Genomic DNA, 25,382 nt, shown 5'->3' with positions numbered 1-25,382 from the left:
CCTCAGTACTCCGATCCGCTGATTACTGACCGAGCGCCTTCAGCGCCCGCGCGTTGACCTCATCGACTTCACCGATGCCGTCGACGGTCACGACCAGACCGTCGTAGTGCTCGAGCAGCGGCTCGGTTTCCTCACGGTAGACCCGCAGCCGGTTGCGGATGACGTCCTCGGTGTCGTCGGCGCGCCCACGGGCGAGCATCCGCTCGACCACGGTGTCCTCCGCGACCACGAAGCACAGCACCGCGTCGAGCGTGGTGCCGTTGTGCTCGAGGATCTTCTTCAACGCGTCGGCCTGATCGACCGTGCGCGGGTAACCGTCGAGCACGAAACCGTTCGCGGCGTCGGGCTCGCCGACACGCGCCTCGACCATACGGTTGGTGACGTCGCTGGGGACCAGGTCGCCCGCGTCCATGTACTTCTGCGCCTCGCGACCGAGTGCGGTCTGCTGGCTGATATTCGCGCGGAAGAGGTCTCCGGTGGAGATGTGCGGAACGCCCAGCTTCTCTGACAGCAGGACGGCCTGAGTACCTTTGCCGGCACCCGGCGGACCGAGCAGAACAACTCTCACTTGAGGAACCCTTCGTAATTTCGATTCATCAGCTGGCTCTCGATCTGCTTGACCGTGTCGAGACCCACGCTGACCATGATGAGCACCGCGGTACCGCCGAACGGCAGGTTCGCGACCGCACCCGAATTGCCCATGTCGAGGAACAGGTTCGGGAGCACGGCGACCAGACCGAGGTAAATCGAGCCAGGCAGGGTGATGCGGCTCAGGACGTAGTTGAGGTAGTCGGCGGTCGGCTTACCGGGCCGGTAGCCCGGGATGAAGCCACCGAACTTCTTCATCTCGTCCGCGCGTTCCTCCGGGTTGAAGGTGATCGCGACGTAGAAGTAGGTGAAGAACACGATCAGCGCGAAGTAGATCGCGATGTAGACCGGGTTGGACGGATTCACCAGGTATTTCTGGATGATCTCCTGCCACCAGCTCGGATCCGTCGCCGTATTCGAGTTGGTGAGCTGCGCGACCAGGTTGGGTAGGTAGAGCAGCGAGGACGCGAAGATCACCGGGATGACACCGGCCTGGTTGACCTTCAACGGCAGGTACGTCGATGAACCGCCGTACATCTTGCGACCGACGACGCGCTTGGCGTACTGCACCGGAATCCGGCGCTGACCCTGCTCGACGAAGATCACGGCCACGATGATCGCCAGGACGGCGGCACACACCAGACCGAAGACCAGACCACCGCGGGTATCCAGGATGCTCTTGCCGTCGAGCGGGATACGCGCCGCGATACCGGCGAAGATGAGCAGCGACATGCCGTTACCGACACCGCGCTCGGTGATCTGCTCGCCGAACCACATGACCAGCGAGGCACCGGCGGTCATCACCAGAACGATGATGATCATGCCGAAAATGCTGGTGTCGGCGAGGATTTCCTGCTGGCAGCCCTGCAGCAGCTGACCTCGCGCGGCGAGCGCGACGAGACCGGTGGCCTGCAGGATCGCCAACGCGACCGACAGGTACCTGGTGTACTGCGTCATCTTGGTCTGGCCGGATTGGCCTTCCTTGCGCAGTTCCTCGAACCGCGGGATGACGACCGTCAGCAGCTGGATGATGATGCTCGCGGTGATGTACGGCATGATGCCGATCGCGAACACCGACAGCTGCAACAGCGCGCCACCGGAGAAAAGGTTGATGAGCTGGTAGATACCGGCGGATTCACCACCGGAGACCAGCTTCACGCAGTCCTGGACCGCGCGGTAGTCGACGCCGGGGGACGGCAGCGCGGCACCCAACCGGTACAGCGCGATCAACCCCAGCGTGAAGAGAATCTTCCGCCGTAAGTCCGGAGTCCGGAAGGCCGATACGAAGGCGGAAAGCACAAATCCTCCTGGCGAACGACATGGTCATGCCATGCGACTGAACCACTGGACAGCATGTGGAATCGTCAGCCGATGACGAGCTTGGCAGACAACACTTGGAACTCTAACAGTGACACCGGACGAGCTCGCGACTCGTCCGGTGTCAGCTGCTGACTACAGTACCGTCAGGCCAGTTCGGTGACAGTGCCACCGGCGGCGGTGATCTTCTCCTTGGCGGAGCCGGTCACCTTGTCGGCGGTCACCTGGATGGCGACACCGATCTCGCCGTCGCCGAGAACCTTGACGAGCTCGTTCTTGCGAACGGCGCCGGCCTCGACGAGTTCTGCCTTACCGATGACGCCGCCCTGAGGGAACAGCTCGGCGATGCGGCCAACGTTGACAACCTGGTACTCGACCCGGAAGCGGTTGGTGAAGCCGCGAAGCTTCGGCAGACGCATGTGCAGCGGCATCTGGCCACCCTCGAACGCCGCAGGGACGTTCTTGCGTGCCTTGGTGCCCTTGGTACCGCGACCGGCGGTCTTACCCTTGGAACCCTCACCGCGACCCACACGGGTCTTCTCGGTCTTGGAGCCAGGGGCGGGACGCAGGTGGTGCAATTTGATGGTCATGTCTAGACCTCCTCAACTGTTACGAGGTGGCGCACGACGTTGATCAGACCGCGGTTCTGAGCGTTGTCCTCACGAACCACCGACTGGCGGATCTTCCGCAGACCAAGCGTCCGCAGGCTGTCGCGCTGGTTCGACTTGGCACCGATCGTGCTCTTGATCTGAGTCACCTTGAGATCAGCCATGTCAGGCTCCCTGTCCTGCACGCGCACGCAGCATGCCCGCCGGAGCGACATCCTCGATCGGCAGACCGCGACGAGCGGCAACCTCTTCGGGACGCTGGAGCATCTTGAGCGCGGCAACCGTCGCGTGAACGACGTTGATCGCATTGTCGCTACCGAGCGACTTGGCCAGAATGTCGTGAATGCCTGCGCATTCGAGCACGGCGCGAGCCGCGCCGCCCGCGATCACACCGGTACCGGGCGAAGCCGGACGCAGCATGACCACACCGGCCGCCGCCTCACCCTGAACGGGGTGAGTGATGGTCGAGCCGATCATCGGGACGCGGAAGAAGCTCTTACGAGCCTCCTCGACACCCTTCTGGATGGCCGCGGGAACTTCCTTGGCCTTGCCGTAGCCGACGCCGACCAGACCGTTGCCGTCACCGACGATCACGAGGGCGGTGAAGCTGAAGCGACGACCACCCTTCACGACCTTGGAGACACGGTTGATCGCGACGACGCGCTCGAGCTGGTTCTTCTCGGCCGCGTTGTCACGACGGTCGCCGCCACCGCGACGATCGCCACCGCCACGACGGTTGCCCTCGGGGCCTCCGGCGTTGCTGTTGGAGTTGCTGTTGGGTCCGGCGGGTCCGTTGCCGCCGTCACGCCGCTGACGTCCCGGCATCAGACGTTCCTTCCGTTCGAAATAACAGTCATCAGAACTTCAGCCCACCTTCACGAGCGGCATCGGCCAGCGCCGCGATACGGCCGTGGTAGTCGTGACCACCACGGTCGAACACGACCGCCTCGATACCGGCAGCCTTGGCACGCTCGGCGATCAGCTGACCGACCTTCGCGCCCTTGGCGGACTTGTCGCCCTCGAGCGCCCGCACGTCGGCCTCGATCGAGGAAGCGGCGGCAATGGTCTTGCCCACCGAGTCGTCGATCAGCTGAGCGTGCAGGTGCCGCGCGGAGCGGTTGACCACCAGGCGCGGACGCTCGGTGGTGCCTTCGACCTTCTTACGAAGACGGAAGTGACGGCGGGTCTTCGACAGGCGACGCTTCGTGGAAGCGTCCTTGCCCAGCGGAATCCGCTTCGCCTTCTGGTTAGCAGTTTGCGCCATGATCACTTACCCGTCTTTCCGACCTTGCGGCGAACGACCTCGCCGGCGTAGCGGATGCCCTTGCCCTTGTACGGGTCGGGCTTACGCAGTCCGTGGATGACAGCGGAGATCTGACCGACCTTCTGCTTGTCGATTCCGGACACCGAGAACTTGGTGGGCGATTCCACCGCGAAGGTGATGCCTGCCGGGGCCTCGATCGGCACCGGGTGGCTGTAACCGAGGGCGAACTCGAGGTTCGAACCCTTGGCCTGAACGCGGTAACCGACGCCGAAGATTTCCATCTTCTTCTCGTAGCCCTTGGTGACACCCTCGATCATGTTGGCGATCAGGGTGCGGGAAAGGCCGTGCAGCGAACGGTTCGCGCGCTCGTCGTTGGGACGAGCAACCTCGAGCTCATTACCTTCACCCTTGGTGACGATGATGGGCTCGGCCACGGTGTGCGAGAGGGTGCCCTTGGGCCCCTTGACCGTGACAACCTGGCCGTCGATGTTGACGTCGACGCCGGCCGGAATCTCGATGGGCTTCTTACCAATACGCGACATTAGTCCTGACCTCCCTTACCAGACGTAGGCGAGGACTTCGCCCCCGACGCCCTGCTTGGCCGCCTGACGGTCGGTGAGCAGACCGGTCGACGTGGAAATGATCGCCACGCCGAGGCCGCCGAGGACCTTGGGCAGGTTGGTGGACTTCGCGTACACACGCAGACCCGGCTTCGAGACGCGACGCAGGCCCTGCAGGCTGCGCTCACGGCTGGGGCCGTACTTCAGATCGACGACGATGGCCTTGCCAACGGTCGCGTCTTCGGTGCGGTAATCGGCGATGTAGCCCTCACGCTTGAGGATCTCGGCGATGTTCACCTTGATCTTCGAGTGGGGCGCCTTCACCTGATCGTGGTACGCCGAGTTGGCGTTGCGCAGACGCGTCAAGAAGTCTGCGATCGGATCAGTCATGGTCATGGTTAGACCTCGACACCTTTCTCGCTGCGGTTCCCATGCAACATCTCCCGCACTCTCACGCGGTCGACCGTGGGCCTACAACAATTCGGCTGGTCCGGTCGGCACTTACCGACCGGATGAGTTCTCTTGCGAGCTCTCGGCGCCTGGCACGGTCCCACCCGCGCCGAAGCGCGCAGCGGACACAGATCTGCCCAGGCAACCGCTCTAGTGTAGGCAATGCCGTGGTCAGGACCAAACTCGGGGGCCGACCGACCGGGGCGATCTCCGTCACGCGGCGGTGTGGGCCGCCCTCCCACCCGTCTTGTAGGTGATCAGAATCGCCGCGGCCGAGACAACGGCGGCGACGATCAGCATCATCTCACCACCCACCACCGTGCTCATCAAGCCGCCGAGCAGGGCGCCGACGGCGAACGCCGCGTACTGCATGCCGTAGCCGAGCCAATCGCGCGCACTACCCCCGCTGACATGACTTTCGATGCCCTGGCTCAGTTTCACGACCGTTCCGGTGGCATAGCTGAGCGGAACGCTGGTCTCGCCGTTCTTGACGAACGCGGTGTTGAGCGCGCCCACCGCGAACGCGACGAACGCGATCGGGATGAATCCCACCTCCTGGCCGCCGGTGCGGTCGAGGGCGAAGTCGACCACCGCGGCCACGGCGAGCGCCACGGTGGTCACCACGGACGCACCGTAGTGACCGCGCCGCCACAGCCGCCGTCGCAGCAGCGAGGCGACGAACACACCGAGGCCGAACGAGAAAAGCAGCGTGATCGCCCCGGTGGCCAGCAGCTGATCATTGTCGAACCAGCCGAGAACGGCGCGCTCGGTATTACCGGTCATGAATGTCACGAAATATCCGGCGGAATGCGTATAGGCCGCCGCTCCGATAAATCCGGCCAAAATAGAAAGAAACGCGACCATCGGCATCGCGCCGGCGGGAATTCCCCGCAGAGACACCCGGTGGGCCACGTCACGTGGCTTGTTTTCTGTGGTCAGGGTCACGAACTCACATCCTCTGCATTCACTCGGCAAGGGATCGACACTGACGCCCATCTGCACGCCGCATTGTCATGCAACGACCCCGACAGTAGCCACGAAATAAATTATCGACCAGCATGGAGATCACATTCTCGGGAAAGACACAGGAATATGAGGAGCCGGTAATGCCGCGGTAACCGTGAAAATTCGAAGACAATTCCGCGGACGACCGCATCGACCGACGCCCGAGGAAGGCGGCGACATGCGACGATGCCGGCACGCGATGCCGTGCGGCCCGCGCCACCGATCGAATTGTGTTCGATACCAACCACTTTGCGTTAGTAAGCGCTGCTCACGAATGTGGTAGCTTCGCGAGGTTCGTCGGATCCGCGCAGGAGGCTCGGCTGTTGTCTTCCCACTGTGCACGCCGCCGGAGCTCGGCTTATCTGCTCGCCGTACTGCTCGGGATCGGCGCGCTCGTCACGCCCGCGCGCGCTGGGGCCGATCCCTATGTCGACCAGCTCGCCGAGGGTGCCGCCACCCCGGCACTGGCATGGGAGTCCTGCGCGGACGGATTCGAATGCGCGCTGGCTCAGGTGCCGATGGACTACAACAGCCCGCAGGCCACGCAGATCGACCTGGCTGTCATCAAGTTGCCCGCCTCCGATCCCGCACGCCGCATCGGCACGTTGTTCGTCAACTTCGGTGGGCCCGGACCCTCCGGCGTCGACCGCTTACGCGAACGGGCCCGCTGGCCGTGGCTGTTCTCCGACGAACTGCGCGCCCGCTTCGACCTGGTCTCCTGGGATCCGCGCGCGGTCTCGCGCAGCGCGGGCACGCAGTGTTTCCCGAGCGCCGAAGAGCAGGCCGCGTACCTCGGTTCCTTCCCCGGCACACCGACCGATCCGGGCGACGAGCCCGCGTTCTTCGCCGCCTCGGCCGATATCGCGACCCGCTGCGCCCAGCACGCGGGGCCGATCCTGCGCCACGCCTCCACCGCCAACACCGCCCGCGACCTGGACCTGCTGCGCCGCGCGGTCGGCGATGAGGCTCTGACCTACCACGGCATCTCCTACGGCACCCAGGTCGGCGCGGTCTACGCCAACATGTTCCCCGGCCGGGTCCGCGCGATGGCGTTCGACGGTTCGCTCGACTTCGAGGGCAATGTGAACGGCCACGGCGCCGACGGCGTGAATCTGCCGCTCGACACCCGCCAGGGCGTAGCCGCCGGCATCGCCGAAACCTTCGACACCTTCCTGCGCGACTGCTCCGCCGCGGGTCCACGCTGCGCGTTCGCCGCGGGCGATCCGAAACTCAAGTGGATCACGCTGGCCGAGCGAGCCCGCCTCGCGCCGATCACGGTCGCGGGCACGCCGTGGACCTTTTCCCAGATAGTGAGTGCCGCGGGCAGCCTCTCCCGCCCCGACACCTACCCCGACCTGGCGATCCTGCTCCAGAACCTCTTCGACGCGGCAACCGTCCTGCCCGCCAGAGTGCCCGACGCCCTCTTCGCGGAGAACCACCCCGCCAATCGCGTCGAGGCGTTCTACACCATCCAATGCTCCGACAGCACCGTCCCCACCGACCCCGCTGTCTACAGCCGGGTGGCCGCCGCCGAAGACTTCCAGTCCCGCTACTTCGGCCGGATCGCCGTCTTCAACGCCACCCCCTGCGCCTTCTGGCAGGCCGAGGACTGGGACCGCTACACCGGCCCGTGGAACCGCGAAACCGGCGCCCCGATCCTCGTCCTCAACAGCCGATACGACCCCGCCACCCCACTGCGTGGGGCCAAAGCCGGTGCGGCCCAACTGAACCGGGCCCAGGTAGTTGTGATCGAAGGCGCGGGCCACAGCTCCATGTACGTCCAGAGCACCTGCGCCGAACACCTCAAACGCGACTACCTGTTCACCGCCCAGCTCCCGCCCGCCGGCGTCAGCTGCGGAATCGACCGCTCCCCGTTCAGCTGAGCAGGCAGAGCAGGTCGTAGAGCGGCGGCTTCTCCACACTCCCCGTGGCGAACAACAACTGCGCGATCGGCGAACAGATCAACTCCGTCTCCGACGACCCCGACCCACCCCCGGATCCGGAACCGGCGCTGGGGGCGGCGGATGCAACAGCGGGCGCCCCGAGGAGCGCGACGGAAAGAACAGCGACTGTGGCGAACTTCTTCATGCGCCAAGAGAACACATCAGCCCTCACCCCTGGAGTGAAATGCATATATTTCATCCAGCGCTGGTGACAGCTCACAACATGGAAATGCGCGAGGGCACGGACTTCACTGAAGTAGTCCGTGCCCGCCGAGAAGAACTGGTCGCCGACTGATCCGAGGACAGTGGCGTCAGCTCGACCCTCCTAATTGATCACGGGTGGTACATGGATCTCTGCGCAATCCGAGTGCGTGAAGTTGCCGAACGCGTCGACGTGATTGTGCAGCGTGCACCCCATGAAGCCGTCGCGGCCCGGAGGACCTGGCTCGCCCCGATCCCCTTGGTGCCCTCTGGGGCCACGCTCCCCCTGCGCGCCCTGCGGTCCCGCCGGTCCCACCGGTCCGACACGACCCCGCTCCCCCTGCTGGCCGCGCGGCCCCTTGGGGCCTGGTACCAGACCCGAGGCTTCGTTCACGACCGCGTTGGTGAAGTTGGCCCGGGTCACGTCGGCGAATCGCAGGTCGGCGCCAGCCAGATTCGCATTTTCCAGGTTCGCCGTGACCAGGTTCGCGAGCCCCAGGTTCGCCCCGGACAGCTTCGCACCGGTCAGGTTCGCACTGGTCAAGTTCGTCATGAACAGGTCCACGTCACGCAGATCCGCGCCGGACAAGTTCGCCCCGGACAGGTCCGCGAAGGAAAGGTTGTGACCGCGCAGATCCTCGCCGGACAGGTTCGCACCGTGGCAGGACGTCTTGCGTCCCGCCAACTCAGGGTTGGCGACGATTGTGCACGTGCCGTGTTTCGGCGCGGCGCTCGCCATCGAGGCGGTCGCCCCGAGCCCCATGGCGGCCAACACCACACTCAACACGAGCACAGCGGGCCGACGGGCGGCAGAAACTCGCAGCGCTGCCTTCTTGTCCACGTTCTTTGTCATGACCTTCTCCTCGAGATGTGCCGCCCGATGGTGGCGGTGTCGACGTGCCACCAGTCAGTAACACACTTCAAAAATAGGTTCTGTACAGCAGTTTTATCGTCCGGGCAGGTACTGAGATCCCTACGGGGGAGCACGGTTGTGCTGTGCTGAGCTCGGGACACCCGGTCGCTGATCAGCCCAGTCCCGGCACGGATTGAGTGGACGGTTGTGTGTGGGTTTCCGGCGGAGGATCCTGAAGAGGTCGGGTAGTTGGAGGCTGTTCGATGACACCTCGTTCGATCGCGCTCATCGGTGGTGTGACGGCCAGTGCCGCCGCGTTGAGCGTCGCCGTGGTGTTGTCGGTGGACTGGTCGGAGGTAGCGCTCTACGACCCGGCCAGAATCCTGTTGCTCGGCCCGCGCGAAGCCTTCTCGGCGGCTCAGCATTCGCCGAAGTTCGGGCAGGTCGAGCTCGTGCTGTTCCTGCTGACCGGGGCATCATTCGTGGCGTCGGGACTGTTCACCTGGACCAAGCGGCCACACGAGCTGGCCGGTCCGCTGTTCGTGGTGGCGGGCTTGGTGTGGCTGGCCTGTGGCGTCCGCAGGTCCAGTGACCCGGTGTTGTTCACCGCTGGTGCAGTCCTGACGAATATCTATCTGCCCGTGATGATTCCGGTGCTGCTCGGCTTCCCGTCGGGTCGGCTGCGACAATCGTGGGAACGCCGGTACGTCCGGCTGTGCTGGGCGCTGGCCGTGTTCGGTGTGTCGGCCGAGTGGATGTTCTTCGATCCCCGGGAGGTGCCCGCACCGCACCGATCGACCTCGGTCAACCTATTGCTGATCCGCCACGATCCGGTTCTCGCCGATCGAATCCAGCTCATCGTCGGTGCATTCGCCTTCCTGATCGCCGTCACTGCCATCGTCGTCGTGATCAAGCGGTGGCGATCCGGCACCGCGGCGTATCGATCGGGCTTCGCCCCCATCATGGTGCTCGCGACGGTCGCCGGAGTGAGCGTCCTGTGGGTCATGTTGACCGCGATCCGATTCCCCGGTTCGCTGCACGGTTGGACGCTGAATCTGCGCTACATCCCGATGGTGCTACTACCGATGGCCATCGCGTTCGGGCAGGTCCGGTATCGCATGGCCAGGACCGCGGTCGGTGACGCCATGGTCGAAATCGGCGCGACCCCGATCAGTTCGGGTTTCGTCGAGGCACTGCGGCGCGCACTGCACGATCCCACCCTGGCACTGTGGAACTTCGACGCCGAGCGACGCGGCTACGTCGACGACCAGGGCATCGCCAGGGTACTGCCGCGCGGCACAGGTCACCGGGTGGCGACGATCCTCGAGCGGGACGGCGCCCCGACTGCCGCCCTTGTCTATGACAAGCATTTACAGACCGAACCCGAACTGCTGGCCGCTGTACGCGGCGCGACCGAACTCGCCCTCGATCACGAACGGCTGCGCAACGATCTGCAGGCCCAGCTCGCCGAGGTACGTCGCTCGCGCGAGCGCATCGTGGCAGCCGGCGACGCCGAGCGACGCCGAGTCGAACGCGATCTGCACGACGGTGCGCAACAACGTCTGGTCGCCGCGGCCCTCCTGCTGCGTCGGGCTCAGCGCACAGCGGACACCGAAACACGGGGTGATCTGGTGACGCTCGGCGCCGCCGAACTGGACACCGCGCTCAGCGAGCTCCGCGAGCTGGCGAGGGGCGTGTTCCCACCGATCCTCGCCGAACGCGGTCTGACGGCGGCGCTGACCTCACTCGCCGAACGGGCCCCGATCGCCGTACGGATCCACGGCACACTGGTTCCGAGGCCACCGGCCGGGGTGGAGCTGGCCGCGTACTTCATCGCCGCCGAGGCCGTCACCAACGCGGCGAAACATTCCGACGGCACGCACGTCGATATCCAGGTCAGCATCGTCGACGAGGCCATGCGGCTCGTGATCGCCGACGACGGTCGCGGCGGAGCCCAGGTCGGACCCGGCGGCGGCCTGAGTGGCTTAGTTGATCGAGCTGCGGCGCTCGGTGGGCACCTGCGGGTGGACAGCTCGTCCGGCGCGGGCACAGTCCTCACCGCCACCCTTCCACTTCGCGGGGGTGACGCATGAGAGGGTGCGACCTGGAACCAGGCACGGTGTTCGCGGGCTACGCCATCGAGCAGGTGCTGGGCGCAGGCGGCATGGGCTGTGTCTACGCGGCTCGGCACCCCACACTGCCACGCACTGTCGCACTCAAGATCCTGCATCCCTCGCTGACCACAGACGACTACGTCCGTACGCGATTCGAGTTCGAAGCCGACCACGCCGCCCGGCTGGAGCACCCCGCCATCGTGGCGGTCTACGACCGTGGCCGCGAGGGCGATCGCCTCTGGATCGCGATGCAGTTGGTGCCGGGGACCGATGCGGCGCGCCTGGTGCGGGACGGGCCGGTAGCGCCGGAGCGGGCCGTGCGCATTGCTGAAACGGTCGCGGCGGCCCTGGACTACGCGCATCGGACAGGTGTGTACCACCGCGATGTCAACCCGTCGAACATCCTGCTGGCCGCGCCCGACCAGCCGGGCGAGCCCGAACGGGTGCTCCTGGCGGATTTCGGCATCGCCAAAGCGCTCGACGACACCGTGCACCTCACCAGCGCCGGGATGATGGTCGCCACCATCCGCTACGCGGCCCCCGAACAGATCGAAGGACGAACCATCGATCATCAGGCCGATGAATACTCGCTGGGCTGCACACTGTTTCATCTGCTCACCGGCCGCCCGCCCTATCCAGGACCGAGTCGAGCGGCCATTCTGAACGGCCACCTCAACGCCCCGATTCCACGACCGAGCGCGCTGCTGGACACCCTGCCGAGGGCATTCGACGCGGTCATCGCCCGGGCGATGGCCAAGCTCCCTGGCGACCGCTATCCGGACTGCGGCACGTTCGCGGCCGCCGCGCGGGCGGTACTCACCGCGGCGGCCGACGCCACCGCCGAACATGCGACGGTCCGCCACCACCAGGCGCCGACCGCACCTCGCCTGCGCGTGGTGCTCGCCGACGACTCGGCGCTGCTCCGGCAGGGAATCGCCCGATTGCTGGAGGACGAGGGCATGGAAGTAACCGGACAGGCGGGCGATGCCGCGGCACTGTTGAGCCTGGTCCGCGCGCACCGCCCCGATGTCGCGGTCGTCGACATCCGGATGCCACCGACCTGCACCACCGAGGGCATCGATGCCGCCGTAGTCATCCGTCGCGACTTTCCCGAGACGGCGGTGCTGCTGCTGTCGCAGTACATCGAAACCGAGAGCGTTCTCGACCTGCTCTCGGGCGGCGCGCGCAGCCTCGGCTATCTGCTCAAAGACCGGGTTTCCGACATCGACGAGTTCGTGACAGCCCTACACCGGGTCGCCGAGGGCGGCTCGGCGATCGATCCCGACCTGGTCGGCCGCTTGGTCTCGCGACCGCACCACGGCGCCGTCCCACTCGACGCGCTCTCCACCCGCGAACGAGAAGTCCTGCGACTCATGGCCGAAGGCCGCTCCAACCGCGCGATCGGCGCCGCCCTGTTCCTCGGCGAACGCACCATCGAAACCCACGTCCGCAGCATCTTCGTCAAACTCGGCCTACAGCCGGAACCCGACGACCACCGCCGCGTCCTAGCGGTACTCACCCACTTACGGGTCTGCACCTGAACGCACGAAGGCACTACGACGCCGTCGCGCGGCTACTCGACGAAGCATGGACACAGTGGCGTCGGACTATCATCGAGCCATGACGAACGCGCATCACCAGCGCCCCGACCTGCCTGAATTCATGACATGGGAGCAGCTCGAGGAGCTCCCCGAGGAAGTTGCCGGACAGATCGAACTGTGGGCCGGTCGCGTGGTCTGGCTTCGCCGTGGTCCGGGCGAGCATCAGGAATTCAGCAACTTGCTCTGGAACGGTCTTCGACATTCAGCCAAGTCCGCCATGGGCATCGACCCGAGGCAGTGCTGGAGCGTACGCACCGAGACCAACGTCTTCTTCGGCGACCACGGCCGCTCCGACTTCGTCACGCCGGATTTCATGATTCACCGCTGCCTCGGGAAGGCCTATTCCTATGTGCGCGGCGATGATGCCGTGATGGTCGGCGAGGTGCTGTCCCCTTCGAACACCGATCGCGACATCGAGGCGAAGAAGGCTCGTTACGCGGGGGCGAAGATCCCCTGGTACTGGGAGGTCAAGCTGCGCGGCGAGCACAGCGCCATCGAGAGCGTCCGGATATTCGCGTTGGAGTCCAGCCACGGAGCCCTCCCGGCAGGCGTCCGGCCACTACATCCGGCCAACTACCTACTGGTCGGCGAATGGACCCCCAAGGATTCCGACGGGATCCACTTCGACCACCCGTTCGTCATTGATCTCTCCTGGGCAGACCTTGAATTTCTGACATAGACCGGAGCGCAGAATGCGTAGCCCGAAAAAAGACACCGTCAACGCCGCATTGCGCGAGATCATCGATCGCCGCCGCCGCGTCGAGGCGATCGCCCGCATGCGGGCCCTGGTCGCCGGTGGGGAGATCGACCTCACCGGGCAGCCCTTCAACGCATCGACTGAGATGCCCACAAACGCAGCAAGGCACGGACTCCGTCGAGAGTCCGTGCCTTGCTTCGTATTCGCCTAGGCGGCGGGTGCGCTCACGAGGAGCGCAAGCTCACCAGGAGCTCTTGTGCACGCCCGGGAGCTCACCGCGGTGCGCCATTTCGCGGACGCAGATGCGGCACAGGCCGAACTTGCGGTAGACCGCGTGCGGGCGACCGCAACGCTGGCAGCGGGTGTAGGCGCGGACGGCGAACTTAGGCTTGGCCTCCGCCTTGATGCGCAGTGCTTTCTTAGCCATGTGCTCAGTTCTCCTTGAACGGGAAGCCGAGGTGCTTCAGCAGCGCGCGGCCTTCTTCGTTGTTGGTCGCGGTGGTGACCACGGTGATGTCCATACCGCGCGGGCGGTCGATGGAATCCACGTCGATCTCGTGGAACATCGACTGCTCGCTGAGGCCGAACGTGTAGTTGCCGTTGCCGTCGAACTGCTTCGGCGACAGGCCGCGGAAGTCGCGGATACGGGGCAGCGCGATGGACACGAGACGGTCCAGGAACTCCCACATACGGTCGCCACGAAGGGTGACCTTCGCGCCGATCGGCATGCCCTCACGCAGCTTGAACTGCGCGATCGACTTGGTGGCCTTACGGATTTCGGGCTTCTGGCCGGTGATCAGCTCGAGGTCCTTGACGGCACCGTTGATCAGCTTCGCGTCACGGGCGGCGTCGCCGACACCCATGTTCACGACGACCTTGACGACGCCGGGGATCTGCATCACGTTGGCGTATTCGAACTCGCCGTTCAGCGCGTCCTTGATCTCGGCGCGGTAGCGCGCCTTCAGCCGGGGCTGAGTCTGCTCAGAGGTGGTCATGTCAGATGTCCTTCCCGTTTTTACGGGAGATCCGGACGCGCTTGCCGGACTCTTCGTCGGTGCGGTAGCCGACGCGAGTCGGGTTACCGTCGGAGTCGACGACCATCACGTTGGAAACCTGGATGGGGGCTTCCTGGGTGACGATGCCACCCGAGGACGCGCCACGCTGGTTCGCGGAATCCGCGACGTGCTTCTTGATGCGGTTCACGCCTTCGACGAGAACCTTGCCGGTCGCCGGGAAGGCCTGAATGACCTTGCCCTTGGCGCCCTTGTCCTTGCCCGAAATGACGAGCACGGTGTCACCCTTGTGCACCTTCATAGTCAGAGCACCTCCGGGGCCAGCGAAACGATCTTCATGAAGCGCTTGTCACGCAGCTCGCGGCCGACCGGGCCGAAGATGCGGGTGCCACGAGGGTCGTTGTCCGGCTTGATCAGCACGGCAGCGTTCTCGTCGAACTTGATGTAGGAACCGTCCGGACGACGACGCTCCTTGGTCGTGCGAACGACGACAGCCTTGACGACGTCGCCCTTCTTCACGTTGGCGCCGGGGATGGCGTCCTTCACGGTGGCGACGATGATGTCACCGATACCGGCATAGCGACGCGACGAGCCACCGAGCACGCGGATGCAAAGGATTTCCTTCGCTCCGGTGTTGTCGGCGACGCGCAGTCGCGACTCCTGCTGAATCACTTCAGCACCTCCTGGACCTGGATGTATACGTACGCCGGATTGCCGACCCGACGCACATGGTCAGTCACCCTCCGGACGCGCGCCTGCCAGCGGAAATACCTTCCACTGGGGGTTCACTGCCGGATTGCGGGGGCATAGCTCCCGCAGGCAACCGTTCTAGTGTAGGTGAACCTCCAGGACGAACCGAATCGGGGTGCGCCGGGCAATCTGAAGTGGATATGTTTCAAACCGCCTTCGTCGCGCACGACCCGTTGCTAACGTCCCGCCATGAACATCACCCTGCCGATGAAGCACCGGCTCGCGACCACGGCCGCCGCGTTCGCCGCCGTCGTCACCATGGTGGCACCGCACGCGAGCGCGGGCCCCGTCATCGACATGCTCACCGACACGCTCACCGTCGGCTGCACCTCCAAGATCGACGTCGTCGGCCTCGACAACTATGTCGGCGCACAGGTCGACTTCCTCGCCAACGGCAAGTTCTTCGCCAGCGACACCGTCGACCTCGAGGTGAACGTCGCGGGCGTCACCGTCGCCAAGGCCACGGCGTTCTACCACGTCGAAACCGAGGTCGAGGTGCAGCTGTCACTGCTGCTGCACGCCACCGGCACACCGCTGGTGACCAAGCGCGTGCCGACGGTCATGCGAATCCTGAACGCGGGCAGCGGACTCGCCTGCGACCTGGCGACAGGCAGCTCGAGCCTGTCTTCCTAGCCACCACCCGACCGAGACGGCGTCGCGCCGGTAGCCTGTGCGAGCTAGCTGGATCGCAACAAGCAGGGTGCGGCTGCCGCATCGGGGAAGGAAGTCCTGTGACATCGTCCGGTCGTCCGTCGGTGGTCGACCGCCGCGCATTCCTGATCGCCATGGGCCTGGTGCCCGTGGCCGCCGCGCTGGCGTCGTGCTCGCCCGAACCCACCGAAGTCCAGCTCACGGGCGTCGACCTGGGCGGCGGCGACCCAACCATCCGCCCGCAGGATGATCTGTACCGCCACGTCAACGGCGCCTGGCTGCGCGATTACCAGCTCCCGCCCGACAAGGCCTCGGTCGGCGCGATCACCGACGCCAACGACCGGACCCTGGATCAGCTGCGCGCGATCATCGAGGGCATCAAGGATCCGAAGCACGGCTCGGAGGCCCAGCAGATCAAGGATCTCTACGACGCGCGCCTGGACCTCGACGAGATCGAGCGACTCGGCATCACGCCGCTCAACAGCCTGTTCGCCGCGATCGACAAGGCCGCGGGCAAGCCGGAGCTGGCGAAGGTGATGGCCGAGGCGCCCATCGCCGGGCTGATCGGGATGGGCATCGGGATCGACCGCAAGAACTCCAAGGCCTATATCCCCAGCGTCGGCCAGTCCGGGCTCACCCTGGGCGAGCAGTACTACCGCAAGCCCGAGTTCGCCGCCCAGCTCGCGGGCTATCAGATCTACCTCGAACAACTGGCCGCGGGCCTCGGCCTGCCCGACCCGGCCGGGGTGGCGCAGCGGACGGTCGATCTGGAGAAGCGCATCGCCGCCGGGCACTGGGACAGCGTGCGCCTGCGCAACACCGATGCCACCTACAACCTGATGAGCTGGCAGGAACTGACCGCGCTCGGCCCGCAGTTCGATTGGGATCCGTGGCTGGCGGGCATGACCGACCGGCCCAAGTCGCTGTTCGACAAGATGGTGGTCGGCCAGCCGTCCTTCGTCACCGCGGCCGCGCAGCTGTGGGGCGAGGTCGATATCGCCCAGTGGGGCGACTACCTCAAGCTGCATGTCGCCAACAACTACGCGCGCTTCCTGCCCAAGGCCATCGCCGACGCGCGCTTCGAGTTCGTCGGCCGGGTGCTCAGCGGTATCGAGGAGAAGCCGGAGATGTGGCGCTCCGCGGTGGGTGTGGTCGACGACAATCTCGGCGAACCGCTGGGAAAGCTGTACGTGGACAAGCACTTCCCGCCCGCAGCCAAGGAACGCGCGTTGGAGATGGTCGCCGACCTCACCGCCGCCTACCGCGACAACTTCACCAATTCGAGCTGGATGACCCAGCCGACCCGCGACGCCTCGATCGCCAAGCTGGACAAGATCGTCGCCCAGATCGGCTACCCCGACAAGTGGGTCGACTACTCGTCGGTGCATGTCACCCGCGGCAAGCTGATCGAATCCTTGTTGGCCATCAACACGTTCGAGTCCAAGCGCGCGTTCGCCCGCCTCGGCACCGAGGTGGACAAGATGGAGTGGAGCATGTCGCCGCAGACGGTGAATGCCTACTACAGCCCGACCACCAACCAGATCGTCTTCCCGGCCGCCTACCTGCAGCCCCCGTTCTTCGACAAGGACGCCCAGGCCGCGGTCAACTACGGCGCGGTGGGTTCCACAATCGGCCACGAGATCGGGCACGGCTTCGACGACCAGGGCTCCAAGTACGACGGCGACGGCAACCGTCGCGACTGGTGGACGCCCGAGGATCTCGCGGCGTTCGACGCCAAGACCCAGCAGATCATCGCCCAGTACGACGTGCTCGTTCCCGAGGGCGCGCCCGAGGGTCAGCACGTGAACGGCGCGCTGACCGTCGGCGAGAACCTGGCCGACCTGCGTGGCCTGCAGATCGCGCTGGCCGCCTACCAGAAGGTGGCCCAGCGCTCCGGCGAGCAGCCCGATTTCCGCACGATGTTCCTGTCGTGGGCGCGGCAGTGGCGCGACAAGCAGACCGAGGAAGCGACGCTGCAGGGGTTGCAGGACACCCACTCTCCCAACGAGTTCCGCTGCAACCAGGTGGTTTGCAATATCGGCGAGTTCTACACCACCTTCGAAGTGAAGGAGGGCGACAAGCTGTTCATGCCACAGGACCAGCGCGTCACGCTGTAAGGGCACAGCTTCCCGCCGAAAAGCGACGTAGGTTAGCCTAGGCTGACTTACGCTGGAACTTGCTCTACGGAGGGTGTACCCATGACGACTGTTCGGACTTCGCGCGGCTGGCGGCGCGCGGCGGTGGCCGCGCTCGCCGGTGCCCTCGCCTTCGGTGTCGTGGCCTGCGGTTCCAGCGAGGACGAGGCCGCCTCGGGCGAAGCGGTGACCATCACCCACGCCCGCGGCGAGACCACCGTCCCCGGCACCCCGAAGAAGATCGTCGCCCTGGGCAACCAGTGGCTCGACAGCTCCCTCGCCCTCGGCGTGGTCCCCGTCGGTTACATCGACAACGTCTCCGCGGTGTCCAAGAGCACCCCGCCGTGGACGCCGGAGTCCCTGAAGACGGCCACCGCCCTCAACACCACCGGCAATATCGCCGAGCAGGTCGCGGCGCTCGAGCCGGACCTGATCCTGGCCGACCCGTTCATCGCCGATCAGAAGACCTACGACGACCTGTCCAAAGTCGCCCCCACCCTGCCCGCGCTGACCAAGGACGCCGTCACCCCGTGGCAGGACCAGGTCACCGCACTGGGCAAGGTGCTGCACAAGGAGTCCGACGCGGGCGCGGTGATCAAGAAGGTCGACGACAAGGTCGCCGCCATCGCGACCGCCAACCCCGGCCTGAAGGGCAAGACCTTCGCCAGCACCTGGCTGGCGAGCCCCGCGCAGCTGATGGTGCTGACCGACCCCAACGACGGTTCGGCCAAGGTGTTCACCGCACTCGGCATGGGCATCCCGGCCAACCTCACCGCGCTGCCCGCCAATCAGGGCCGCCTGGCGCTGTCGCCGGAGAAGGTCGACGAACTCAGCGCCGACCTGCTGCTGGCCGGCTACTCCCCCGGCCTCGACGAGAAGTACCGGCAGCTGCCGGGTTACGCCGATCTGCCGTCGGTGCGCAAGGGTTCGGTCGTGTTCCTGACCACGCAGGAGATCAGCGCGATCAACCAGCCCAGCGCACTGTCGGTGCCGTACATGCTGGACAAGCTCGAGCCCGCGTTCGCCGCCGCCGCGAAATAGGCTCTGCCCCAGACCGGTTCTACCCCCGAGGATTTCACCGTGCTCGCCTCCGCTTACCCCGCCCAGACCCGATTCGCCCTGCGCGCGGGCGTCACCTGCCTGACGACTCCCGTCGGCGCGGTGCTGCTCAACCCGCCGCGCAACGAGAAGCTGACCGGTCTGGGCGCGGGGGCGCTGCAAGCGCTGAAAACCCTGAACCAGGGCCCGGCGACCGCGGCGGAAATGGCGACCGCGGCAGCCGGCGACGACATCACCGCCCTGATGCGCAAGCTCACCGACGGCGGCTGGCTCTCGGTGACGGTCCGCGACGGCGGCCGCGACCTCTACAGCATCCGCCCCTTCGCCGACCCCGCGCCGCGCCCCACGGTGGCCCTGCCCACCTGGTCGGCGACCCTGTCGAAATTCGCTGTCCTGCACCGCGACAACCAGGGCTTCGTCCTCGAACACCCGCAGGCGTGGTGCGACCTGCGCATCCACGACCCGCGCCTGCTCGCCCTGCTCGACGGCCCCCTCGCCGCCGATTCACCGGTGGCCGCCACCGTGAAGACCCAGTTCATGGCCGACCTGCAGTGGTGCGGCTTCCTGGTCGACGGCGACGAGGAAGAGCGCGAGTTCACCACTCGCTCCTGGAACACCCCCGACCTGTGGTTCCACCGCCGCAGCACCCTCGGTGCCCGGACGGTGACCTGGGACGATTTCGGCCCCACCCGCTGGGCCGACGGCCAGTTCCCCGAATTGCCTCTGCGCCGCGCGTCGTTCGACGGCGAGCCGGTCGCCTTGGCGGCGCCGGATCTGGTGTCGCTGCGCGTGTCCGATCCGAGTCTGGCCGCCACCATCGAAGACCGGGTCTCCACCCGCGCCTTCGACGACGCCGCCCCCATCACCTCGGTGCAGCTGGGCGAATTGCTGTTCCGCACCGCCCGCACCCGCGAGGACGGCTCCCGCCCTTATCCCTCCGGCGGCGGCGCCTACGAACTCGAGATCTACCCCGTGGTGCGCAATGTCGCGGGCCTGGAAAACGGCATGTACCACTACGATTCGGCCGACCACGCCCTGCGCCCGGTCGCGCCCGCCGACGCCCCCGCCGTCCAGAAGCTTCTCAAATCCACCTCGGCGACCCTGGCGGGCGGCGCGCAACCGCAAGTCCTGCTGCTGGTTTCGGCCCGTGCGGGCCGCGTCATGTGGAGCTACGAACAGGTCGCCTACGCCAACATCCTCAAACACGTCGGCGTCCTCATGCAGACCGTCTACCTGGCCGCCACCGCCATGCACCTCGGCGTCGTCGCCCAGGGCTTCAGCGACACCTCCGCTTTCGCCGCGGCCACCGGCCTCGACGAGCTCGAAGAGTGCAACGTGGGCAGCATCATCGTGGGCTCACCGGCCCGCTAGCGGTAGAGATCTGCGTCACACCATGCAACCCTCGACGGGTCTCGCGCGTCCAAGCATATGACGTGCATTCCGACAGATCGAGGGTCTCATGAACGAGGACTGGTCGGCGCCGACACAGGCGTCGAACAACGCTTTGCGTGCGCAGATCGATTCGATGCTGGATACCTTCACCGCTGAGAAGTCGGCCCTGCTCGACGCCCGGTCCCAGGCCACCCAGCTCGTGACCGCCTGGTCAGCGGACGGGCTGGTCCGCGCCTCGGGGACCATCGCGGGGATCTCGGAGGTCCACCTCGAGCCGGACGCCTTCAAACGGTCGACCCCGGCGTCCCTCGGCCGATCGGTCACCGAGGCGATCGCCGAGGTGGCCGCCCAAGCGGCCCAGACCCAGCAGCAAGCCCTCGCCCCCTTGTCGGACCTGAGCGCGAATATGCCGGACCTCCCCGACCTGATCCCGGGCGCCCCCAGCATGAAAGACCTCATCGCCCAGCTGACCCCGCCACCGCCCCCGGCCCCCGAACCGGTCACCGACTCACCTCACAGCCTCGTCGATGACACCGACGACGAAGAAGGCGAATACTTCCGCAACCGCGGATACCTCCGATGAGCTCGCTGAAAGCCGACCCGCAAGCGCTGCGCGGCACTCAGCCGTCGTTCACCTCGGTCGCCGACACGATCACCACCGGCGCCCAGAAGCTGGCGGCCGTGATCGCGGCGGAGGGTGAGTGCTGGGGCAGCGACGAGATCGGCCAGTCCTTCGCCAAGAACTACACCCCCGGCGTCGAGCCCGGCCAGAAGGCGGTGACCGGCCTGGCGACGGTGATGACCCAACTCGGCGAGAACATGGTCAAGGTCGCCGAAGCACTACAGACCCAGGACACGACGCGCGCCGGTGAGATCGACAAGGCCACGGGGTCGCTGTAGTGGGCATCGAGATCCCCGACGAGCTCGCCTGGGTGGCCAAGTACATTCTCGGCGCGGGTGATTGGCCAGAAGGTGACGAAACGGCGATGCGCCGGGTCGCCGACGGGTGGACCGCCATGGCCAACACCCTCGACACGGTCGACGACAACGCCGCCCTCGCACTGAACGCCGCCCTGACGGCGCTGTCCGAAGGCGAAACCCACACCGCCATCACCGCTTACCGCGACAAGCTGCTGTCGGGCGACGAAGCGACCTTCACCGCTGTTCGCAAGTGGTGTGCGAAACAGGCCGAACTACTCGAAGACGGCGCCAACGATATCGAGCACACCAAACTGGTGATCATCGCGACGATGGTCATCGCCGCGGTGGAGATCGGTGCGGCGATCGCGACCTCGTGGACAGGTGTCGGCGCCGTCGCCGGTGTGGCCGCCCGGGTGGCCGCTCAAGTCGCGGTGCGGGTGGCGATCAAGCAGCTCATCGCCCGCATGCTCACCCGCGGCGCCGCCAAGGCAGCCGCCCGGTTAGCGCTGCGCGGCGCCGCGTTCGAAGCACTCGAGGAAGGCGGCACCGATCTCGGCGCGCGGCTGATCCAGGTAGCCAAGGGCGACCGCTCCACCGACAAATTCGGCTGGACCGATCTGGGCCTGGCCACTTTCGGCGGCGCGGTCGGCGGCGCGGCAGGCGGCCTGCTCGGCGGCGGCACCGGCGCGCTCGGCGATGTCGCGTCCTCTACCACGGGCAAACTCGCGGGCAAGGTCGTCGGCGGCACCGTCACCGAACTGGGCGCCGACCTCTCCGCCCAGGTCGCCACCGCAGGAGTCGGTGCGGCCTTCCTCGGCCAGGAATTCAAGCTGGATGTAGGCGTCGACACCTTCACCAGTGCTGGAGCGGGCGGCGTCCAGAGCGCGCTGGAATCCAGCAGCCACGGTGGAAACAGCACGGCCCCCACCGTTCCCGATCTGGGCACCGACGTTCCCGGTTCCACCACGCCCGCAGGGACCGATACCCCCTCCGGTGATCAGAGCCCGAACGCATCCGACAACACCGGCCCGAACGCGCCGGCGACTCCGAACAACGGCGACACCGGCGGGTCGACGAACCCAGCATCCACCGCTCCCACCGGGGACGGCGCAACCCCACAAAACGGTTCGCCCAACACCTCGGGAGAATCCACGCCTTCGAGCCCCAACGGCAATGGCGCGAACGAGACTTCGCCTACTGGCGACTCCACACCGTCGAACCCGAACAACAACGGATCCACCGACGCCGGGCAAACCGCACCCTCGTCCAACGGATCCCCCTCCCCCGGCGACACGACACCGTCCAGCCCGAACGGCAACGGGTCCAACCCGACCCCACCGACCGGCGACACCACACCATCGAACCCGAGCAGCAACACCCCCACCGCGACACCCCCGACCGGCGATTCGCCATCGGCCCCGAACAGCAACGCCCCCAACGAAACACCGTCTACCGGCGACACCTCGCCCTCGAACAACCCCACGAACACATCGCCCACAGGCGACACCCCAGCGCCCAACCCCACCGGCTCCTCGCTGGACCTCCCGAACCAGGATTCCTCGACCCAGCCGAACGTCCCCACCGATACGGCCCCGAATACCGCTACTGGACAACAGAACCCGACTCCGAGCGACAACGCGCGAGCCGACACCACCCCCACATCACCGGCGAATCCCCAACCCACGACACCAGCCCCCACCAACACGCCGGATTCGACCACCCAACAACCGACCACATCGACACCCACCACACAGGAGTCGGCCCCACAGCAATCACCGACTTCGACCCCCGCCGCAACTACCGGTTCGCCACTCTCCACAACCTCTCAACCGACAACCCCTCCGAACAACCCCGCCCACACCCCAGCCGACACCACCCGTCCGTCCGCCACAGACACATCGACAGCGACCGCCACCACCGCGACAGCTCCCCAAACCACAAACCCCACAACAACACCCACCACATCGACCCCGCCACCCACTGCCACACCGACGTCCACGTCGACGCCCCCGATCAGCCAAATCCCACCGTCAGCACCGTCATCGCCCCAATCGACCACAACACCCCCGGCAACCACCGGAACCCCGCGACCCACGCCCCCACCGACTACAACGCCGTCGAACACCCCGAACGCCGCCAGCGCGCCGCTCCCACACCAGCCGTCTTCGCCGACCCAGCAGCAACTCGGCACCAACCCCACCCCGCCGACCGCACCGAACACCCACCACCCGTTCGGGCACAACTCGACACCGACGAGCAACCCGAGCACACCGAACAACACGAGCCGGCCACCTACGAGTCAGGCTCGCGAACTCCGTGAGTCGCTGCGCGGCGTGCCATCTCAGGATGGACGTACCACCGCGGTCGACGCGAATCGGAGCCCGTTCGTCCAGCATCCACCGGCCTACCGAATCCGCCGCTTCCACCTGGGCGGCAACCGGTGGGTAGCCGTCGCCACAATCCGCGCCCACATCCCCAACGCCCACTTGATGTCACCCAACGACCTGAGCCTGGCGATGGAGGCAATCCAGGCGACCGTTGACGCGACCTTCAACAACGGCAGTCCCTTGCTCAGCGGTGACCGATTCCTGGTCGATGTGGAGTTCACGACCGACGCCGCGGCCGCCGATACGGCCCTGGATCCCAGTCGGCCTGCCGGCATCGCCAACACGCTCCGTGACCACATGGGGCTGTTCCCAGCGCCGACCGGACAGCCCCTCAGCCCGAACGATCTTCGCGAAATCAGCAACGACATCGCCCGCGCGAATACACCGTCGCGAATCGCTGATCCCGCCGATTCCCGGGTGATCGATCATCGCGAACTCGCCGACGTCGAGGATCCCCTGCACCAGACTCGGATCGAAGACTCGCTTCGCGCGGGCAACGGCTTCATCCAAGGCGCGGACCCACGCACCCATCCGTACGGACAGTTGACCAACGATGGCGGGCGTACTGTCCCGGGCCGCGGCAACAACTGCCTCGACTGCTCGCTCTCCGCCTTGTCGTCGTTCTTCGGCCTCCCTCGCGTGTCCGCGCCCCGGTGGCCCGACCAATTGCCGAATGGGCAGCTGGACAACGTGTCAGGAGAATGGAACGGTCGCAGTCGTGCCGCAGCCTGCCTGGGCGCGAACTGGGCGTCATATTCTGGAATGCCGATTCCGGACCAGTACCAGGCGTTGCACAACTACATCGCCGGACTCGGTCCTGGTTCCGCGGCCATGGTCGGGACCAGGTGGCATGCGCGCGATCAGAACGGCAACAAGCTCTACAACAACGACGGCTCACCGGTGTTCCGCGGCGGTCATGCGACAGTGATCGTCTTCCCGCCGGGAGCGACAGGACCGGTGTGGTGGGATCCGCAGTCCGGGCAAACGTTCGATGCTCCACCGGCATACCTGACCAACGACTCAGCGGCGTTGGAGTGCATACCCATCGACGCAAACGGAGGATCGCCCCATGGCGGAACCAGTACCCACCCGGGAACAGGCCAGACATTTGCTGGCCCAAGTGTTCGGTCCGAGCCAGGAGTACAGCATCCTGGAGAGCAAGCACGGCTGGGTATGCCAGCCGATGCTGTCGCCGGAGGAGGACGCCCAGAGGGGAACGGGCTTGGGGAACTACGTGATCAACAAACATACGGGGGTGATCACGGCGCACTCGAGCATGGCGATGCCGGTGATCGCGGAGGAATTCGACGCGACGACGGAAGCGGGCCTGCCACCCCAGGGCTACCAGATCCATCCGAAACAGCGCCGAATTCACCTGACTCGTCGGTTCGAGGACCAGAACACGATCGTGTACCGAGTACACCTGACCTTCTTGGAGAGCCCGGACGATCCAGGGATGACTCAGGAAGTCGAGATCACCAAGAATCCGATACGCCATCGGCCCACGGACCGAGTCTCGGCAGTAGCGACGTCATGGGCGTACGAGCAGAGCCGGAACACGGGGACGTGGCCCGCGGAGGGAACGATCGAGCAGTAGGCGATCCACCGAGCGATTCCACCCCTGCGGCGACCGAACCCCCGGCCTCACCCAGCGATGGAGCGCCAACTACTCGAGGAACCGCACCCCAAGCGACAGACGGCACCACGGCGCCGACGTCACAGTCATCGGTCAATCAGACTCCGGGACCCCAGCCCGCCGGCCAGACCCCGACTTCGCTGCCTCCGTCGACCACCACACCACCCACGACTCCGGGTACCTCACCAGCACCTGTCAACAGCACAACGCCCGCTGCTCACCAGTCGTCTACGCCGG

General features: G+C 66.1%; 31 protein-coding genes and 1 pseudogene. 13 read left to right on the top strand and 19 right to left on the bottom strand.

Features of this window, described 5'->3' with window-relative positions:
* Nucleotides 1-22: 22 nt before the first annotated feature.
* The 9 genes from ACFULV_RS14740 to ACFULV_RS14700 form a co-directional block, all read right to left on the bottom strand.
* The gene (locus ACFULV_RS14740) at nucleotides 23-568 is read right to left on the bottom strand and encodes an adenylate kinase (RefSeq protein WP_378632266.1); all 546 of its coding nucleotides are present in this window, start codon (nucleotides 566-568) and stop codon (nucleotides 23-25) included.
* Nucleotides 565-1,887: a preprotein translocase subunit SecY gene (secY, locus tag ACFULV_RS14735; RefSeq protein WP_378632265.1), complete on the bottom strand. Its 1,323-nt coding sequence runs from the start codon at nucleotides 1,885-1,887 to the stop codon at nucleotides 565-567. The genes ACFULV_RS14740 and secY overlap by 4 nt, the downstream gene beginning before the upstream one ends.
* 164 nt (nucleotides 1,888-2,051) lie before the next feature.
* Nucleotides 2,052-2,495, bottom strand: coding sequence for a 50S ribosomal protein L15 (gene rplO, locus ACFULV_RS14730; RefSeq protein ID WP_101464424.1), 444 nt, complete (start codon nucleotides 2,493-2,495; stop codon nucleotides 2,052-2,054).
* A 2-nt stretch (nucleotides 2,496-2,497) separates the two neighbouring features.
* Nucleotides 2,498-2,677: a 50S ribosomal protein L30 gene (gene rpmD / locus ACFULV_RS14725; RefSeq protein ID WP_056819257.1), complete on the bottom strand. Its 180-nt coding sequence runs from the start codon at nucleotides 2,675-2,677 to the stop codon at nucleotides 2,498-2,500.
* A gap of 1 nt (nucleotide 2,678) precedes the next feature.
* On the bottom strand, nucleotides 2,679-3,338 hold the full coding sequence (rpsE, locus tag ACFULV_RS14720; protein WP_378632262.1) for a 30S ribosomal protein S5: 660 nt from the start codon (nucleotides 3,336-3,338) through the stop codon (nucleotides 2,679-2,681).
* Between the two features lie 31 nt (nucleotides 3,339-3,369).
* Nucleotides 3,370-3,777 (bottom strand): 50S ribosomal protein L18, encoded by a 408-nt coding sequence (rplR, locus tag ACFULV_RS14715; protein WP_266296784.1) that lies wholly within the window; start codon nucleotides 3,775-3,777, stop codon nucleotides 3,370-3,372.
* 2 nt (nucleotides 3,778-3,779) lie between these two features.
* Nucleotides 3,780-4,319: a 50S ribosomal protein L6 gene (gene rplF, locus ACFULV_RS14710; RefSeq protein WP_378632260.1), complete on the bottom strand. Its 540-nt coding sequence runs from the start codon at nucleotides 4,317-4,319 to the stop codon at nucleotides 3,780-3,782.
* A 15-nt stretch (nucleotides 4,320-4,334) separates the two neighbouring features.
* Nucleotides 4,335-4,733, bottom strand: coding sequence for a 30S ribosomal protein S8 (rpsH, locus tag ACFULV_RS14705; protein WP_056818383.1), 399 nt, complete (start codon nucleotides 4,731-4,733; stop codon nucleotides 4,335-4,337).
* A gap of 267 nt (nucleotides 4,734-5,000) precedes the next feature.
* Nucleotides 5,001-5,651, bottom strand: coding sequence for a YoaK family protein (locus ACFULV_RS14700; RefSeq protein WP_378632465.1), 651 nt, complete (start codon nucleotides 5,649-5,651; stop codon nucleotides 5,001-5,003).
* A 464-nt stretch (nucleotides 5,652-6,115) separates the two neighbouring features.
* Here ACFULV_RS14700 and ACFULV_RS14695 point away from each other — a divergent pair, with 464 nt between their 5' ends.
* A complete protein-coding gene (locus ACFULV_RS14695) occupies nucleotides 6,116-7,675 on the top strand; it encodes an alpha/beta fold hydrolase (protein ID WP_378656670.1) in 1,560 nt (519 codons plus the stop codon).
* Here the strand turns inward: ACFULV_RS14695 and ACFULV_RS14690 are convergent.
* Both ACFULV_RS14690 and ACFULV_RS14685 read right to left on the bottom strand, forming a co-directional pair.
* Entirely contained in the window at nucleotides 7,668-7,880 is a 213-nt protein-coding gene (locus ACFULV_RS14690) for a hypothetical protein (RefSeq protein ID WP_378632256.1), read from the bottom strand. The genes ACFULV_RS14695 and ACFULV_RS14690 overlap by 8 nt on opposite strands.
* A 180-nt stretch (nucleotides 7,881-8,060) precedes the next feature.
* Nucleotides 8,061-8,789, bottom strand: a complete 729-nt coding sequence (locus tag ACFULV_RS14685) for a pentapeptide repeat-containing protein (RefSeq protein ID WP_378656667.1) — start codon at nucleotides 8,787-8,789, stop codon at nucleotides 8,061-8,063.
* Between the two features lie 263 nt (nucleotides 8,790-9,052).
* Here ACFULV_RS14685 and ACFULV_RS14680 point away from each other — a divergent pair, with 263 nt between their 5' ends.
* From ACFULV_RS14680 to ACFULV_RS14665, 4 genes are all read left to right on the top strand, one after another.
* Entirely contained in the window at nucleotides 9,053-10,882 is a 1,830-nt protein-coding gene (locus tag ACFULV_RS14680) for a sensor histidine kinase (RefSeq protein WP_378656664.1), read from the top strand.
* Nucleotides 10,879-12,444 (top strand): protein kinase, encoded by a 1,566-nt coding sequence (locus tag ACFULV_RS14675; protein ID WP_378656662.1) that lies wholly within the window; start codon nucleotides 10,879-10,881, stop codon nucleotides 12,442-12,444. Before ACFULV_RS14680 ends, ACFULV_RS14675 begins: the two co-directional genes overlap by 4 nt.
* A gap of 79 nt (nucleotides 12,445-12,523) precedes the next feature.
* Complete coding sequence (locus ACFULV_RS14670; protein ID WP_378656659.1) at nucleotides 12,524-13,183, top strand: Uma2 family endonuclease; 660 nt, start codon at nucleotides 12,524-12,526, stop codon at nucleotides 13,181-13,183.
* Nucleotides 13,184-13,196: 13 nt separating this feature from the next.
* Nucleotides 13,197-13,412, top strand: coding sequence for a hypothetical protein (locus tag ACFULV_RS14665; RefSeq protein WP_378632244.1), 216 nt, complete (start codon nucleotides 13,197-13,199; stop codon nucleotides 13,410-13,412).
* 30 nt (nucleotides 13,413-13,442) lie between these two features.
* Here ACFULV_RS14665 and ACFULV_RS14660 read toward each other — a convergent pair whose 3' ends face one another.
* The 4 genes from ACFULV_RS14660 to rplN are packed head-to-tail and all read right to left on the bottom strand — an operon-like array spanning nucleotide 13,443 to nucleotide 14,886.
* Nucleotides 13,443-13,628 carry a type Z 30S ribosomal protein S14 gene (locus ACFULV_RS14660; RefSeq protein ID WP_056818387.1) on the bottom strand — a complete coding sequence of 62 codons (186 nt, stop codon included), beginning with the start codon at nucleotides 13,626-13,628 and terminating at the stop codon, nucleotides 13,443-13,445.
* Nucleotides 13,629-13,632: 4 nt separating this feature from the next.
* Nucleotides 13,633-14,196 (bottom strand): 50S ribosomal protein L5, encoded by a 564-nt coding sequence (gene rplE / locus ACFULV_RS14655; protein WP_056818389.1) that lies wholly within the window; start codon nucleotides 14,194-14,196, stop codon nucleotides 13,633-13,635.
* 1 nt (nucleotide 14,197) lies between these two features.
* The gene (rplX, locus tag ACFULV_RS14650; RefSeq protein ID WP_056818391.1) at nucleotides 14,198-14,515 is read right to left on the bottom strand and encodes a 50S ribosomal protein L24; all 318 of its coding nucleotides are present in this window, start codon (nucleotides 14,513-14,515) and stop codon (nucleotides 14,198-14,200) included.
* A 2-nt stretch (nucleotides 14,516-14,517) separates the two neighbouring features.
* Nucleotides 14,518-14,886, bottom strand: a complete 369-nt coding sequence (gene rplN, locus ACFULV_RS14645; protein ID WP_056818394.1) for a 50S ribosomal protein L14 — start codon at nucleotides 14,884-14,886, stop codon at nucleotides 14,518-14,520.
* Between the two features lie 267 nt (nucleotides 14,887-15,153).
* On the opposite strand from rplN, the gene ACFULV_RS14640 reads away from it, so the two are divergent.
* The 6 genes from ACFULV_RS14640 (at nucleotide 15,154) to ACFULV_RS14615 (ending at nucleotide 21,101) form a co-directional block, all read left to right on the top strand.
* Nucleotides 15,154-15,597 (top strand): hypothetical protein, encoded by a 444-nt coding sequence (locus ACFULV_RS14640; RefSeq protein ID WP_378656656.1) that lies wholly within the window; start codon nucleotides 15,154-15,156, stop codon nucleotides 15,595-15,597.
* Between the two features lie 98 nt (nucleotides 15,598-15,695).
* Complete coding sequence (locus ACFULV_RS14635; protein WP_378656654.1) at nucleotides 15,696-17,732, top strand: M13 family metallopeptidase; 2,037 nt, start codon at nucleotides 15,696-15,698, stop codon at nucleotides 17,730-17,732.
* Nucleotides 17,733-17,813: 81 nt separating this feature from the next.
* Nucleotides 17,814-18,791 carry an ABC transporter substrate-binding protein gene (locus ACFULV_RS14630; protein WP_378656651.1) on the top strand — a complete coding sequence of 326 codons (978 nt, stop codon included), beginning with the start codon at nucleotides 17,814-17,816 and terminating at the stop codon, nucleotides 18,789-18,791.
* A gap of 39 nt (nucleotides 18,792-18,830) precedes the next feature.
* Nucleotides 18,831-20,180 (top strand): SagB family peptide dehydrogenase, encoded by a 1,350-nt coding sequence (locus ACFULV_RS14625; RefSeq protein WP_378656649.1) that lies wholly within the window; start codon nucleotides 18,831-18,833, stop codon nucleotides 20,178-20,180.
* 88 nt (nucleotides 20,181-20,268) lie between these two features.
* Entirely contained in the window at nucleotides 20,269-20,784 is a 516-nt protein-coding gene (locus ACFULV_RS14620) for a YbaB/EbfC family DNA-binding protein (RefSeq protein WP_378632231.1), read from the top strand.
* Nucleotides 20,781-21,101, top strand: a complete 321-nt coding sequence (locus ACFULV_RS14615; protein WP_378656646.1) for a hypothetical protein — start codon at nucleotides 20,781-20,783, stop codon at nucleotides 21,099-21,101. The genes ACFULV_RS14620 and ACFULV_RS14615 overlap by 4 nt, the downstream gene beginning before the upstream one ends.
* 521 nt (nucleotides 21,102-21,622) lie before the next feature.
* On the opposite strand, the gene ACFULV_RS14610 is transcribed toward ACFULV_RS14615, so the two are convergent.
* The 4 genes from ACFULV_RS14610 to ACFULV_RS14595 all read right to left on the bottom strand — a co-directional run bounded on the left by ACFULV_RS14610 (nucleotide 21,623) and on the right by ACFULV_RS14595 (nucleotide 24,040).
* Nucleotides 21,623-22,027, bottom strand: a complete 405-nt coding sequence (locus ACFULV_RS14610; protein ID WP_378656643.1) for a hypothetical protein — start codon at nucleotides 22,025-22,027, stop codon at nucleotides 21,623-21,625.
* 92 nt (nucleotides 22,028-22,119) lie between these two features.
* The gene (locus tag ACFULV_RS14605) at nucleotides 22,120-22,620 is read right to left on the bottom strand and encodes a hypothetical protein (protein WP_378656641.1); all 501 of its coding nucleotides are present in this window, start codon (nucleotides 22,618-22,620) and stop codon (nucleotides 22,120-22,122) included.
* A 327-nt stretch (nucleotides 22,621-22,947) separates the two neighbouring features.
* Nucleotides 22,948-23,403 (bottom strand): hypothetical protein, encoded by a 456-nt coding sequence (locus ACFULV_RS14600; RefSeq protein ID WP_378656639.1) that lies wholly within the window; start codon nucleotides 23,401-23,403, stop codon nucleotides 22,948-22,950.
* Between the two features lie 211 nt (nucleotides 23,404-23,614).
* Nucleotides 23,615-24,040, bottom strand: coding sequence for a hypothetical protein (locus tag ACFULV_RS14595; RefSeq protein ID WP_378656730.1), 426 nt, complete (start codon nucleotides 24,038-24,040; stop codon nucleotides 23,615-23,617).
* On the opposite strand from ACFULV_RS14595, the pseudogene ACFULV_RS14590 reads away from it, so the two are divergent.
* Both ACFULV_RS14590 and ACFULV_RS14585 read left to right on the top strand, forming a co-directional pair.
* Nucleotides 23,927-24,478 (top strand): annotated as a pseudogene (locus ACFULV_RS14590) (toxin glutamine deamidase domain-containing protein); the annotation flags it as partial. The gene ACFULV_RS14595 and the pseudogene ACFULV_RS14590 sit on opposite strands and share 114 nt — an antisense overlap.
* 100 nt (nucleotides 24,479-24,578) lie before the next feature.
* On the top strand, nucleotides 24,579-25,106 hold the full coding sequence (locus ACFULV_RS14585) for a hypothetical protein (RefSeq protein WP_378656727.1): 528 nt from the start codon (nucleotides 24,579-24,581) through the stop codon (nucleotides 25,104-25,106).
* Nucleotides 25,107-25,382 lie beyond the last annotated feature (276 nt).

Origin of the sequence: Nocardia sp. NPDC057272, from assembly GCF_042668615.1 — a bacterium.
In the GTDB taxonomy this organism is placed as follows: Bacteria; Actinomycetota; Actinomycetes; order Mycobacteriales; family Mycobacteriaceae; genus Nocardia.
This window is presented reverse-complemented; position numbering and strand designations above follow the sequence as displayed.